This is a genomic window from Mesorhizobium sp. M1322 (genome assembly GCF_040318085.1).
Lineage (GTDB): Bacteria > Pseudomonadota > Alphaproteobacteria > Rhizobiales > Rhizobiaceae > Mesorhizobium.
This window is the reverse complement of sequence record NZ_JAMYLP010000032.1, coordinates 1-12,956: the sequence shown is the minus strand read 5'-3', so window position 1 is coordinate 12,956 and position 12,956 is coordinate 1. Positions and strand designations below refer to the sequence as shown.

Below are 12,956 nucleotides of genomic sequence, written 5' to 3'. Positions count from 1 at the left end.
GCGCTCCCCTCTTTTTCCCTTCTCCCCGTTCACGGGGAGAAGGTGCCCCGAAGGGGTGGATTCGGGGCGGCGCAAACACCGGCAATGTTGGGCGCTGCCCCTCATCTGCCTGCCGGCATCTTCTCCCCGTGAACGGGGAGAAGGACGCTCGCCGCTCGCTCACGTCCAGACCATCGGACGTCAGCCATGACTTCATCTCCAGCCCGAGTTTTAGGCTTGCGGACGATCCTCGTCCTCGTCTTCGCCTTCCTCTACATCCCGATCGCCGTGCTGGTGGCGCTGTCCTTCAACCAAGGAGGGCTGCCGACCGTGTGGTCGGGCTTTTCGCTGAAATGGTACGCCTCGCTCGCCGGAAACGCCGCGATCCTTTCCGCCGCCCTCAACACGCTGATCGTGGCGCTGGTCTCGACGGCAATCGCCACGCTGCTCGGCACGCTGCTGGCCATCGGCATCGAAATGCGCCGGCAGTATGGAAGAGGCCTCGAGGCGCTGATCTTTGCGCCGATGATCATTCCCGACATCGTGCTGGCGATCGCGCTGCTCAGCTTCTTCTCGATGCTCGATTTCACCCTGGGCCTGCACACCATCATCCTCGCCCATGTCGTCTTCAATCTCGCCTTCGTCTGCTCGGTGGTGCGGGCGCGGCTGAAAAGCTTCGATTGGTCGATCGTCGAGGCCTCAGCTGATCTCGGCGCTTCGGCGCTCACCACCTTCAGGCGGGTGACATTGCCGGTCATCCTGCCGGCGGTCGTCGCCGGCGCGCTGCTCGCCTTCACTCTTTCGGTCGACGAGTTCATCATTGCCTTCTTCACATCAGGCGCCGGCCGCGCCTCGACCACGTTGCCGATGCAGATCTATTCGATGATCCGCTTCGGCATCACCCCGGAGATCAATGCATTGGCGACCATCGTCATGGCGGTCTCAATCACCGCGCTGACGCTGTCGCAGCGGCTCAACCGTGGGGTGATCGGCCAATGAGCGCACCGCGCACGCTGCTGGCGATCGACAGGGTGTCGAAGAATTTCGGCCGGGTGACGGCCGTTGACGGCATCTCGCTCGACATCCGCGAGAACGAGTTCTTCGCACTGCTCGGACCTTCGGGCTGCGGCAAGACCACGCTGCTGCGCATGCTGGCCGGCTTCGAGACACCTAATCACGGTCGCATCCTGCTCGACGGCCGCGACATCGCCAGGACCCCGCCCAACAAGCGGCCGGTCAATCTGATGTTCCAGTCCTATGCGCTGTTTCCGCATATGAGCGTCAGGGCCAATGTCTCCTACGGCCTTGAAATGGAACGCTTGCCGGCAAAGGAAATCCGCTCCCGCGTCGACGCCATCCTGGCGACGACCGAGCTCGTCGCCTTCGCCGACCGCAAGCCGGAGCAACTGTCGGGCGGGCAGAAGCAGCGCGTCGCGCTTGCCCGGGCGCTGGTCAAGCGGCCGCGGCTGCTTCTGCTCGACGAGCCGCTCGGCGCGCTCGACAAGAAATTGCGCGGCGCCATGCAGCTGGAGCTGAAGCGCCTGCAGCACGAGGTCGGCATCACCTTTGTCATCGTCACCCATGACCAGGAGGAATCGCTTGTCATGGCCGACCGCATGGCCGTGCTGAGGGACGGCAAGCTGCTGCAATGCGACACGCCGCACGCGGTCTACGAGCGTCCGGCCGACCGTTTCGTCGCCGACTTCATCGGCGTGATGAATTTCGTGCCGGGCAAGGCCACCGTCGACGGGGTGATGGCAGCGGACGGCACACGGATCGTCGGAACGGTTCCCTCGCCTCTGGCTTCCGGCGCAGCGGCGGTCGCTTCAGTGCGGCCCGAGCGAATTCGGCTTTTCCCGTCGCCAGAGACAGCCAACCGGATCGCCGGCACCGTCGAGGCGCTCGCCTATCACGGGCTCGACCTGCAGCTGCATGTCCGCACCGCTCTGTCGCCAAAGCCGTTCCTGGTGCGCGTCACCGCCGACGCCGCCGACCGGCGCCCGGTCTCGTCAGGCGATGCGGTCGAACTCGGCTGGGACGCCGCCGACGTCAGAATTTTCGCAGATTGATTGAAGGAGAAGCTTTCATGGCGCAGAAGACGATCGCGTTTTTTCCGGAAGCAGCCTACGGCCCGGCGCTCAATTCAGTCGGCATCGCCCAGGCGGTCGAGGCGCGCGGCCACAGAGCGGTGTTCCTGTCAGACCCCGGCTTCGTCGACGTCTACAAGGGCTACGGCTTCGAGGCTCATCCGGTGAACCTGTCCGAGCCGATGCCGCCGGAACAGATGGCTAAGTTCTGGGAAGACTTCATCAACGGCCATATCCCGAATTTCCGCAAATCGCCCTACGACCAGGTCGACAATTACGTGAAGGACTGCTGGACGGCGATCGTCGACAGCGCCAAATGGGCTGAGAAGGACCTGCCCGGCGTGCTTGCGACGATCAAGCCGGATGTTATCTGCGTCGACAACGTCATCCTGTTCCCGGCGATCAAGCAGTATGGCAAGCCGTGGGTGCGCGTCATCTCCTGCTCGGAAAACGAAATCGAGGACGAGGATATCCCGCCGCATCTGTCCGGCTGCGGCGAGAATGACCACGCCTGCCATCGGCGCTACCGCGATCATTTCAACGCGGTCATCAAGCCGATCCATGACGACTTCAACGCGTTCCTAAATGCGAACAACGAGGCGCCGTATCCGATCGGCCAGTTCTTCGAGGCCTCGCCCTACCTCAATTTGCTGCTCTATCCCGAGGCGGCAAAGTTCAAGCGCCGCCATCCGCTCGACCCGGCAAAATTCCAGTATCTGGAAGGCTGCGTGCGGCAGGAGAAGCCCTACACCGTGCCGGTTTTTGCGAAGAATAATGACGGGCCGCTGCTCTATGTCTCCTTCGGCAGCCTTGGCGCCGGCGATGTCGATCTGCTGAAGCGCATCATCGCGACGCTGGGCAAGACGCGCTACCGGGCGCTGGTCAATGTCGGCGGCTACAAGGACCAGTACGCGCAAGTGCCCGAAAACGTCATCGTCGAGAGCTGGTTTCCGCAGCCCTCGGTCATCCCGCAGGTCGATGCGGTGATCCACCATGGTGGCAACAACTCGTTCACCGAGTGTCTCTACTTCGGCAAGCCGGCGATCATCATGCCCTATGTCTGGGATGGCCACGACAACGCGACGCGGGTCGAGGAGACCGGCCACGGCTTCGGCATGCCGCGCTACGACTGGAGCGACGCCGAGCTCATCGCCAGGATCGAAACCTGTCTGACGGATCCGGCAATCAAGGCCAAACTGGCGAAAACGTCGGCGCAGATGCAATCGCAGAACGGCCCGGAGAAGGCGGCGGGGCTGCTGGAGGCGCTGCTGTGAGCGCGATGACAGGTATGGCGTTCCTTCGCGCCCCCCTCTGTCCTGCCCTCTTTGCCAAAACTTGGCATCTCCCCCACTTGGGGGGAGATCGGATGTCGCGACGGCTTTCGCCAATCATCAGCGTTGAAGAATGTGCGCGGCGAATGACGCTGCCAATCTCCCCCCAAGTGGGGGAGATGTCCGGCAGGACAGAGGGGGGCGCCGTAGAGCGAGCACAGATCAGGATTCGCACCAACGGAGCACCCACATGACCTCCTCCGCGCCGCATCTTCACGAAGCCTCCACCCGCGCCGACCTCATCGACTGGGGCACCCAGCCCAATGCGCTGGAAGGTGCTTCGCACTCGACCGGCAGGCTGGTCCACAAGGGGCCGAACAACCAGCCGGAATCCGGCATTTGGGTCTGCACGCCCGGCCGCTGGCGGCTGGCGATTCCGCGCGACGAATTGTGCCATTTCGTTGCCGGCCGCGCGACCTACCGATCAGATGACGGCGAGGTGATAGAAGTCTCCGCCGCCACGGTTGTCATGTTCCCGGCCGGCTGGGCGGGTGAATGCACCGTCCACGAAACCATCCGCAACGTTTACATGCTGGCCTGACTCACGCCTGCTGCACTGGAGCTTCACGACATGCCAACGCCAATTATGAAATCGCCGCTCGCCATCACCGATCTCGTCGACTGGGGCGTCATCCCCACCATGATCGAGGGCGAATCCCGCACCTCCGGCAAGCTGCTGCACAAGGGACCGGAGGGCCGCTCCGAATGCGGGCTGTGGGTCTGCACCCCAGGCAAATGGCACTGCCATGTCACCCGCGACGAGTTCTGCCATTTCCTCGAGGGACGCTGCACCTATGTCCACGAATCCGGCGAGGTGATCGAGATCGAACCAGATACTGCGGCCTTCTTTCCGCAGGACTGGAAAGGCGTCTGCACCGTCCGCGAGACCATAAAGAAGGTCTACATGATCCGCTGAGCGGGGTTGAAAGGAAGACCATGGAATTCTCCGCTGACCGGCCGACCCTCTTCGTCAATCCGGATTACCGGCCGATGACCGGTGCGGCAAAACCAGTGATCAATCCGGCGACGCTCGAGACTGTCGGCGCGATCACCGCAGCCAGCGATGGGGAAATCGACGCGGTGCTCACTGCGGCGACTAAGGCGCAGGCCGCTTGGAAAAAGCTCGACGCCAAGAGCCGCGCCAGGCATCTGCACGCCGTCGCCAACGCCATCGAAGCGGCCGACTTCACGCGCTGCGCCGAGCTGATGGTGCGCGAGATGGGCAAGCCCTATCCGGAAGCAATCGGCGAGATCGCCAATTGCGCACCGATCTTCCGCTATTACGCCGAAATGGCGCGTGACGACGCCGGCAAGATCGCCGGCACGACGCAGGCCGGTTCGTTCCAATATGCGCGCTACGAGCCCTACGGCACGTCGGTGCACATCATGCCCTACAATTTCCCCATCCTGCTGATGTGCTGGACCGTCGCCGCCTCGCTTGCCGCCGGCAATGCCTGTGTGATCAAGCCGGCCGAAGCGACGACACTGTCGACGCTGGATTACATGATGGTGTTCCGATCCTTGCCGCAGGGCCTGGTTTCCTGCCTGCCCGGCGGGGCAGCCACCGCGCAAGCCTTGATCGCTTCCGACCGCACCCATGCGGTCGCCTTCACCGGTTCGGTCGCCGCCGGCAAGGCCGTCGCCGTCGCCTGCGCCGAGCGTATGAAGCCATGCGTCATCGAGGCCGGCGGCAGCGATCCGCTGATCATCAGCCAACACGCCCCGCTCGAGGTGGCGGCGGCCGGCAGCGTCACCGCCGCGTTCCACCTCACCGGCCAGGTCTGCACTTCGGCCGAACGCTTTTTCGTCGTCGATGCCGTTCACGACCGCTTTGTCGAGCTGTTTGACGAAAAGACACGTGCGCTGCGCATCGGCAACGGCCTCGACAAGACCGAGATCGGGCCGCTGGTCAGCGAGGCGGCGCGGGCGAAAGTCATGCGGCTGGTAGACGATGCCATCCGCAGCGGCGCCAAGGCGGTCACCGGCGGGCGCATTCCGCCAGCGCACAATGTCGGCTGGTTCTACGAGCCGACGATCCTGACCGGTGTCACCCCCGACATGGCGATCGTGCGCGAAGAGTGTTTCGGACCGGTCGCCGCGATCTGCCGGGTCAAGGATTTCGACGAGGCGATAGAGCTCGCCAATGACAGCCCGTTCGGGCTCGGCGCCTCCGTGTTCACCACCGATCTAGCCGAAGCGCATGAGGCTGCGGAGCGGCTCGAAGCCGGCATGGTCTGGGTCAACAATCCGCTGATCGACAATGACGCGCTGCCGTTCGGCGGCTGGAAGGCGTCGGGCCTCGGCCGCGAACTCGGCCGCCAGGGGCTGGATGCATTCCGCCGTTCGAAGATGGTCATCATCGACCACAAGCCAGCGATCCAGGACTGGTGGTATCCCTATCCCGACAGCTGGTTCCGCGAGGACGGCGGCCGCAAGCATGTATGAGGTACGAAGGCTGCCTCAGCCGATGCTCTCGCCGCCGTCGATCACCAATGCCTGACCGGTCATGAAGGACGAGCGGTCGGAGACGAGGAACAGGATCGCTTCGGCTATCTCTTCGGCGCTGGCCCAGCGCTGCATGGGAATCTTGGTGCGGACGTAGCGTTCGATCGCGTCCCGCCCGCCCATCTGGGCGATGAACGGCTCGTTGAAGGGCGTGTCGACCCACCCCGGACAAAGCGCGTTGACGCGCACATTGTGCCGGGCATAGTCGAGCGACATCTGCCGGGTCATCGCCACCACGGCATGCTTTGAGGTTGCGTAGGCGATCATCTCGCGGTCGTAGAACACACCCGAATTCGAGGCGGTGTTCAGGATGACACCGCAGCCCTGTTCGATCATCGTCGGCATGACGAGCCTGGCCGCGAGGAACTGCGCCCGCACATTGATCCGCCACGAGGTATCCATGCCGTCGACGCCGACTTCGGTCAGCGTGCCGCCGACCTGGACGCCGGCGTGGTTGTGCAGGATGTCGATCCGACCATGTTTGCCCAGCGTTCCAGCGATGAGTTGCTCGACCGCCGCGTCCTCGCCGACATCCGTTGCGATCGCCTCGGCCCGGCCGCCGGCGGCTCGGATGTCGAAAGCCGTGGCTTCGCCGGCAGCCTGATCCCTGTCGGCGATCACCACCACCGCGCCTTCCCCGGCGATGATCATGGCACCGGCGCGCCCGATGCCCGACCCGGCGCCCGTCACCACGGCGATGCGATCTTTCAGAATCATGATGCGACTTTCAGTTTGATGGTTTGCGTTGGCGCAATTGCCATTGGGCAAGCACCACAAGCAGAACGGAGGCAACGAGGACGATCGTCGCGATGGCATTGATTTCGGGCGTCACGCCGCGCCGGATCGAGGCAAAGACATAGATCGGCAATGTCGTCTGTGCTCCGGCGACGAAGAAGGCGACGATGAAATCGTCGAAGGAGAAGGTGAAGGCGAGCAGGAAGCCGGCGATCACCGCCGGCATGATCTGCGGCAACACGACGCTGCGGAAGGTCGTCAGCGGGGTGGCGTAGAGATCACTCGAGGCCTCGACCAGATTGCGGTCGAGGCTGCCAAGGCGTGTGCCGACGATCATCGCCACCAGCGCCATGGAAAACAGGCCGTGCGCGGCGATGATCGAGCCGTAGCCGAGCGCCAGGCGTGGCGGCTGGTCGTTCGGCCACAGCGAAGCGAGAAACGGATTGACGACCCCAAATAGCTGGACGAGGGCGACCAGCGTTGAGATGCCGATGACGACACCCGGAACGACGATCGCAGCGCCGAGAAACGCATCGAAGATGGCGCGTGTCCGCGCGCCGATACGCGCCAGGCCAAGCGCCGCAGCCGTGCCGCACAGCGCCGCGAGCAAGGCGCTGGTTGTGGCGATGAACAGGCTGTTCTTCAGCGCTTCGACCAGGAACGGGTTCGACAGCGCCTTGCCGTACCATTGCACCGAGAAGCCGGTGAGCTCGCTGGCGTGGCGGCCCGCATTGAAGGAGAACAGCACCACCAGCGCGATCGGCAGATAGAGAAATGCAAAGACCGCTATGACGAAGGCGCGCATCAGATCAGATCCACCCGACGGGCGCCCGACAGCCGGGTCGAAATTCGGTTGGCGGCAATGAGCACCACCACCGAGACCAGAACCAGCGTGATCGCGATTGCCGATCCGAACGGCCAGTTGCGCGATTGCAGGAACAGATCGACCAGCGCGTTGCCTATGAAGAAGACCTTGCCGCCGCCGAGCAGCGTCGGGATCAGATATTCACCCAGCAGCAGGATCATGACCAGCGAGAAGCCGGTCATCACGCCAGGCAGCGACAGCCGCAGCGTCACGCCGAGGAATGTCGAGATCGGCGTCGCGCCGAGATCGGCGGAGGCTTGCAGCAGCCGGCGATCGAGCCGCTCGAGGCTGACATAGATCGGCAGGATCATCAGCGGCAGATAGCCATAGACGATGCCGAGCAGGACCGCGCCCGGCGTGTTGATCAGCCGCACATCGTCAAACCCGACATAGGCCAGCAATGCCGGGATGCCGCGTCCGCCCAGAACATACATCCATGCGTAGGTTCGCATCAGCAGGCTGGTCCAGAACGGGATGACGACAAGCGCAAGCAGGATCAGCCGCCACCGCTCCGGCGCGCGCAAGGCGAGGTAATAGGCAACCGGATAGGCGACGAGCAGACAGGCCAAGGCGCCTGCTGGCGCCAGCACCATCGTGTTCCAGAAGGCGGTCGCCCGCGCCGGAAGATTGGCATACTGCGCAAAGGTGAAAGCGGCCTGATAGCCGCCTTCCGGCGCCCGCTCGCCGACGCTGAAAACGGCAATCGCGACGAACGGCAAGACCAGAAACACCACCAGCCACGCGGTTGCCGGACCGAGCAGCAGCGCGGTCAGCAGATTATGACGAAGGACATTGCTGCGCATTGAAGAACCGCCCGGTGCCGGCGGACATCTGCCCGCCGGGTGAGTTGCCTGCATCGGACCTATGGCCCGTTCAAGCCGACTTGAAGCGGGCCATCAGTTCGGCCCGGCCCGGATCGGCCAGCGTCGCAGCCGCACCGAATTCCAGCGGCTTCAGCAATTCCGCCGCCGGGTAGAGGATCGGATTGTCCAGCACCTCCTTGGGCAGCAGCGCATCGACCCGTGCATCGGTGGAAGGCGCGCCGTTGGCCAGGTGCTCCTTGACCGCGACTTTCGGGTCCATCAGGTAGTTGAGCAGGGCATAGCCGGCGGGCTTGTTGGGCGCATCTTTCGGAATGGCGTAGAAGTCGGTCCAGATCTCACCGCCCTCCTTGCCAAGGACATAGGCGATCTCGGGAATGTCGCGGTGGAGCTGAGCCCCATCATTGGTCCAGCACATCGTCATCCAGGCGTCGCCAGCACGCATCGACGGCTGATAATCGCTGGAAACCGCGAACAGATGCGGCTTGACCTTCAGCAGCAATTCTTCCGCCTTGGCGAGTTCGTCCTGCTTCAGCGAGTTGAACGAGAAGCCGAAATATTTCAGCGCATTGCCGATCGTGGTGAGCTGATAATCATGAACCATGGTCCGGCCGTCACCCTCCGCCATGGCCGTGTCCCAGAATTCCTTCCAGCTCGTCATCGGCTTGGCCAGCTTCTTGGTGTTGACGGCAAATCCGGTGGTGCCCCAATTCTTCGGCACAGCGTAGGTAACGCCGTCGATCGTGCCTTCCCCGGTGAAGCGCGCGTCCTGTTGCGAGCCGTCGAAATTGGCAAGCTTGGCCATGTCGAGCGCCTCGATGATGTGGAGCTTCTTGTAGGTGGAAATCGTATAGTTGGTCGGCACGAAAAGGCTCCAGCCCGAGGCGCCAGCCTGCAGCTTGGCCAGCATCTCCTCGTTTGACCCGAACACATTGACCTCGGCGGCGACGCCCGTCTCGGCCTTGAAATTCTCGAACGTCGCCGGGTCGTGGTAATTGGGCCAGGTGGCGATCGACATGCGGTCGCCAAGGCCCTCCTGCGCGAAGGCCGGCGAAGGCATGATGCCGAGCTCTCGGGCCATCACCGCCGTTGCGATGCCAAGACCGGTGAGGCCTAGAAAGTCGCGGCGGCCGATGGAACCGCGCTTGAGGCGCATCAACTGATCGACGAATTTTTCAGGGCTTATCGGCAGTCCGTCACGATATGATTTCGACATGTTTATTTTCCCTCTGGTTGGTCCCGTTATTCTTGGGGCCCGGGAACGCGAGCGGCGTTCCGGCTGTAAAGCCGATGGCGACGGGTTCACCCGGCTTGAAGAGATTTCCACTGCCGATCAGGTGATCGGCCTTGGCGAGCAGGGTTCCGATACCGCGGACCTCGATCGCATATTCCGCTGTCGCGCCCAGAAAGATCCGGTTGCGGACAATGCCGTTCAGCAGGCCGCTTCCCGGCGCGCCGAGGCTTAAAGATTCGGGACGCAGGCTGACCGAAACAACTTCGTCCTGCCGCAGCGAAGTCCGTTTGCGCGCTGCAATGACGGTGCCGTCGGCAAGCGCCACCTCGACGAGGTTGCCCGAATGCCCGGCGACCTTGCCGCTCAAGAGATTGGTCTTGCCGACGAAGTCCGCGACGAACAGGTCGGCGGGCTCGTCATAGATTTCGCTTGGCTGTCCGAGCTGGACGATACGCCCGCCATTCATGACGCAGACGAAATCGCTCATCGACAGTGCTTCTTCCTGGTCGTGCGTGACAAGGACGAAGGTGATGCCGATCTCGCGCTGCAGGTTCTGCAACTCTATCTGCATGTCGGTGCGCAGCTTCTTGTCGAGCCGCCAGCGGCTCGTCGAGCAGCAGCACCGCTGGTTTGTTGACCAGCGCGCGCGCCAGGGCGACACGCTGCTGCTGGCCGCCGGAAAGCTCGTGGATCTTGCGGCGGCCGTAGCCGGCAAGCCGCACCATGGCGAGCGCCTCGCCTGCCCTCAGGCTGATCTCCCGCGACGACAGCCGCGGCCTTGCCTGGCGCAGCCCGTAGGCGATGTTGTCCTCGACATCCAGATGCGGAAACAGCGCATATTGCTGGAACACCATGTTGACCGGCCGCCGGTAGGGCGGCGTGCCGGCCATGTCGCGGCCGCGGATGAAGACCGCGCCTTCGCTCGGCTGTTCGAAGCCGCCGATCATGCGCAGGCAGGTTGTCTTGCCGCAGCCGGACGGCCCGAGCAAGGCGACAAAGGCAGACGGCGGGATGGCAAGATTGATGCCGCTGACCGCAGTCACGCTGCCGTAGCGTTTGGTGACCCCGCGAAACTCGATATCTGGCACTGCGGTCAAAGCTGCGGGTCTCCAGCGAAGGCGATTTCGCGACGCTATCAGAGCCAACGGTGACTAGTATATACCTCGCAGGTGGTATATTCGGTCTATTTTCTCGTTTAAAGGGGTATAAATTGAGCGGATCGCGCGGCGACGAATACAATCAGCTCGCTGCGCTCATCGCTGCGACACGGGAGACGAGCGGCGAGCTTTTCGGCAAGGCGATGGTCACCTGGCTCCGGCGGCATGTCAGCTTCGATCACTGTGTGATCTTCGGCTATCGCGGCGCCTCGCGCCCGCCGCTGCTGTTCGAGACGTTCTCCCCAACCGAAAGCCACGTCTTCGTCGCGCTCTATCAGGAGGGGCCTTATCTGCTCGACCCGTTCCACCACGCGGCGGTCGAGCGCAAGGAAGGTTTTTGGCGCATGCGCGAGCTGGCGCCGGACCGCTTCTATGCCAGCGAATATTACCGCTCCTACTATAGCCAGACCAAGCTGGCCGAAGAGGTTGGCTTCTTCGTGCCGCTGCCGGGAAAGGACGCGCTGGTGGTCTCGCTGATGCGACTGCATGCGTCGGGACCCTTCGGAACCGCCGATGCCAGGCTGCTGCGGGACATGGCGCCGGCTGTGATCGGTTTCGCCAGGCTGCGCTGGCCGGCCCTTCCGGCCGACGAACCGGCAGAGACCAAGCAGGACGAGGCGATTGCGCCGGTCAACGAGTTCGAACGTGCTCATATCTGGAAGAGCCTTTCGCTCACACCGCGCGAAAAGCATGTCGTCGATCTGGTGCTCCAGGGGCATTCGACGGAATCGATAGCCAGGGCGATGCGCATCGTACCGGGAACCGTAAAGGTCCACCGCCGCAACATCTATCGCAAGCTCAAGATCAAATCGCAGGCTGGTCTTTTCGCGCGTTTTGTCGAGATCATGGACGCGCGGATTCGGTAGTCCACGATTTTCGAAAACGGCCTCGCTCAGTTTAGCTGGCGACGCCTTCCCAGGCGCCGGTTTCAGCCATCTGTCTGAGCAGCGGCGCCGGCTTAAAAACATCCTTGCCGGTCCGCTCGTGCCAGTGGTCCAGCCGTCCGATGATCTTGTCGACCCCTTCGAGGCCGGCCCAGAACATCGGGCCGCCCTTGCCCACCGGAAAGCCGTAGCCGTTTACCCAGACGACATCGATATCGGAGGCGCGGGCAGCGATCCCTTCCTCGAGGATCTTCGCCCCCTCATTGATCATCGGATAGAGCGTCCGCTCGATGATCTCGTCAGCGCCGATCGCGCGCGGCGCGATGCCCTTCTCGGCAGCCTTGTCGCGGATCAGCGCTTCGACCTCGGGATTGGGAGCCGGCGTACGCGAGCCGTTCTCGTAGAGATAAAAGCCTCTGCCGGTTTTTTGGCCGAAATGCCCCTGTTCGCACAGCGTGTCGGCGATCATTGCCGTCTGGCCGCGTGCCTTGCGGTTGCGCCAGCCTATGTCGAGGCCGGCGAGATCACCCATCTGGAAGGGCCCCATCGGCCAGCCGAAATCGGTGAACACCTGGTCGATCTGCTGTGGCGTTGCACCTTCCAGCAACAGCGCCTCGGATTCCGAACCCCGCGCGGCCAGCATGCGGTTGCCGACGAAGCCATGACAGACGCCGACCACGACCGGCACCTTGCCGATCCGTCGCGCCAGTTCGACGATTGTCGCCAGCACATCGGGCGCGGTCTTCTCGGCGCGCACGATTTCCAGCAGCTTCATGACGTTGGCCGGCGAAAAGAAATGCATGCCGACGACATCCTGCGGGCGCGAGGTCGAGGCGGCGATTTCGTGGACGTCGAGATAGGAGGTGTTGGTGGCCAGGATCGCGCCCGGCTTGGCCACCGCGTCAAGCCTGCCGAACACCTCCTTCTTGACCGCCATCTCCTCGAACACCGCCTCGACGACCAAGTCGCAATCGGCGAGGTCGGCGTAGTTGGTGCTGCCCTTGAACAGGCCGAGCCGCTGACGCTTGGCCTCTTCGCTGAGCGAGCCGCGGCTGACCGACACGGCGTAGTTCTTGTCGATCATCGCCAGCCCGCATTGCAGCCCTTCCTGCGTCGCCTCCAGCACGGTGACGGAGAAACCGCCATTGGCGAACGCCATGGCGATGCCGCCGCCCATGGTGCCGGCGCCGATGACGCCAACCCGCACGATCTTGCGCCTGACGACGTCCTTGCCGGCAATCTTTGCCGGGGGGCGGCGGGGGCCGCCCAGAGGCCCCCCGGGGGGCGCGTGAGGGCGGGCACCGAGGGTGTGGGGGGGCTGGGGGGTGTTTACAACACAAAACCCACCCCCCCCCCCG

General features: G+C 63.6%; 11 protein-coding genes and 2 pseudogenes. 7 read left to right on the top strand and 6 right to left on the bottom strand.

Annotation, left to right across the window (positions count from 1 at the left end; all coding sequences use genetic code 11):
* The first annotated feature begins 186 nt into the window (after positions 1 to 186).
* The 6 genes from NKH12_RS14340 (at position 187) to NKH12_RS14315 (ending at position 5,842) form a co-directional block, all read left to right on the top strand.
* On the top strand, positions 187 to 978 hold the full coding sequence (locus NKH12_RS14340) for an ABC transporter permease (protein WP_352953714.1): 792 nt from the start codon (positions 187 to 189) through the stop codon (positions 976 to 978).
* A complete protein-coding gene (locus tag NKH12_RS14335; RefSeq protein WP_352953713.1) occupies positions 975 to 2,048 on the top strand; it encodes an ABC transporter ATP-binding protein in 1,074 nt (357 codons plus the stop codon). Before NKH12_RS14340 ends, NKH12_RS14335 begins: the two co-directional genes overlap by 4 nt.
* Before the next feature lie 17 nt (positions 2,049 to 2,065).
* Positions 2,066 to 3,340 carry a glycosyltransferase gene (locus NKH12_RS14330; RefSeq protein WP_352953712.1) on the top strand — a complete coding sequence of 425 codons (1,275 nt, stop codon included), beginning with the start codon at positions 2,066 to 2,068 and terminating at the stop codon, positions 3,338 to 3,340.
* Between the two features lie 247 nt (positions 3,341 to 3,587).
* Positions 3,588 to 3,938, top strand: a complete 351-nt coding sequence (locus NKH12_RS14325) for a cupin domain-containing protein (protein ID WP_352953711.1) — start codon at positions 3,588 to 3,590, stop codon at positions 3,936 to 3,938.
* 30 nt (positions 3,939 to 3,968) lie between these two features.
* The gene (locus tag NKH12_RS14320; protein ID WP_352953710.1) at positions 3,969 to 4,313 is read left to right on the top strand and encodes a cupin domain-containing protein; all 345 of its coding nucleotides are present in this window, start codon (positions 3,969 to 3,971) and stop codon (positions 4,311 to 4,313) included.
* Positions 4,314 to 4,333: 20 nt separating this feature from the next.
* Complete coding sequence (locus NKH12_RS14315) at positions 4,334 to 5,842, top strand: aldehyde dehydrogenase family protein (protein ID WP_352953709.1); 1,509 nt, start codon at positions 4,334 to 4,336, stop codon at positions 5,840 to 5,842.
* Positions 5,843 to 5,857: 15 nt separating this feature from the next.
* Here NKH12_RS14315 and NKH12_RS14310 read toward each other — a convergent pair whose 3' ends face one another.
* From NKH12_RS14310 to NKH12_RS14290, 5 genes and pseudogenes are all read right to left on the bottom strand, one after another.
* Positions 5,858 to 6,619: an SDR family NAD(P)-dependent oxidoreductase gene (locus tag NKH12_RS14310; RefSeq protein ID WP_352953708.1), complete on the bottom strand. Its 762-nt coding sequence runs from the start codon at positions 6,617 to 6,619 to the stop codon at positions 5,858 to 5,860.
* Between the two features lie 10 nt (positions 6,620 to 6,629).
* Positions 6,630 to 7,442 (bottom strand): ABC transporter permease, encoded by an 813-nt coding sequence (locus tag NKH12_RS14305; protein WP_352953707.1) that lies wholly within the window; start codon positions 7,440 to 7,442, stop codon positions 6,630 to 6,632.
* Positions 7,442 to 8,305, bottom strand: a complete 864-nt coding sequence (locus tag NKH12_RS14300; RefSeq protein WP_352953706.1) for an ABC transporter permease — start codon at positions 8,303 to 8,305, stop codon at positions 7,442 to 7,444. Before NKH12_RS14300 ends, NKH12_RS14305 begins: the two co-directional genes overlap by 1 nt.
* Before the next feature lie 70 nt (positions 8,306 to 8,375).
* Positions 8,376 to 9,539, bottom strand: a complete 1,164-nt coding sequence (locus NKH12_RS14295) for an ABC transporter substrate-binding protein (protein WP_352953705.1) — start codon at positions 9,537 to 9,539, stop codon at positions 8,376 to 8,378.
* A pseudogene (locus NKH12_RS14290) lies at positions 9,520 to 10,654 on the bottom strand (ABC transporter ATP-binding protein). Before NKH12_RS14290 ends, NKH12_RS14295 begins: the two are co-directional and overlap by 20 nt.
* Positions 10,655 to 10,767: 113 nt before the next feature.
* Here NKH12_RS14290 and NKH12_RS14285 point away from each other — a divergent pair.
* Positions 10,768 to 11,580 (top strand): response regulator transcription factor, encoded by an 813-nt coding sequence (locus tag NKH12_RS14285; protein WP_127315223.1) that lies wholly within the window; start codon positions 10,768 to 10,770, stop codon positions 11,578 to 11,580.
* Positions 11,581 to 11,611: 31 nt separating this feature from the next.
* Here the strand turns inward: NKH12_RS14285 and NKH12_RS14280 are convergent.
* Positions 11,612 to 12,853, bottom strand: a pseudogene (locus NKH12_RS14280) (3-hydroxyacyl-CoA dehydrogenase); the annotation flags it as partial.
* Positions 12,854 to 12,956 lie beyond the last annotated feature (103 nt).

Coding starts and splice junctions, on each gene's coding strand:
- NKH12_RS14340 (WP_352953714.1), top strand. CDS start 187: ATGACTTCATCTCCAGCCCGAGTTTTAGGCTTGCGGACGATCCTCGTC.
- NKH12_RS14335 (WP_352953713.1), top strand. CDS start 975: ATGAGCGCACCGCGCACGCTGCTGGCGATCGACAGGGTGTCGAAGAAT.
- NKH12_RS14330 (WP_352953712.1), top strand. CDS start 2,066: ATGGCGCAGAAGACGATCGCGTTTTTTCCGGAAGCAGCCTACGGCCCG.
- NKH12_RS14325 (WP_352953711.1), top strand. CDS start 3,588: ATGACCTCCTCCGCGCCGCATCTTCACGAAGCCTCCACCCGCGCCGAC.
- NKH12_RS14320 (WP_352953710.1), top strand. CDS start 3,969: ATGCCAACGCCAATTATGAAATCGCCGCTCGCCATCACCGATCTCGTC.
- NKH12_RS14315 (WP_352953709.1), top strand. CDS start 4,334: ATGGAATTCTCCGCTGACCGGCCGACCCTCTTCGTCAATCCGGATTAC.
- NKH12_RS14310 (WP_352953708.1), bottom strand. CDS start 6,619: ATGATTCTGAAAGATCGCATCGCCGTGGTGACGGGCGCCGGGTCGGGC.
- NKH12_RS14305 (WP_352953707.1), bottom strand. CDS start 7,442: ATGCGCGCCTTCGTCATAGCGGTCTTTGCATTTCTCTATCTGCCGATC.
- NKH12_RS14300 (WP_352953706.1), bottom strand. CDS start 8,305: ATGCGCAGCAATGTCCTTCGTCATAATCTGCTGACCGCGCTGCTGCTC.
- NKH12_RS14295 (WP_352953705.1), bottom strand. CDS start 9,539: ATGTCGAAATCATATCGTGACGGACTGCCGATAAGCCCTGAAAAATTC.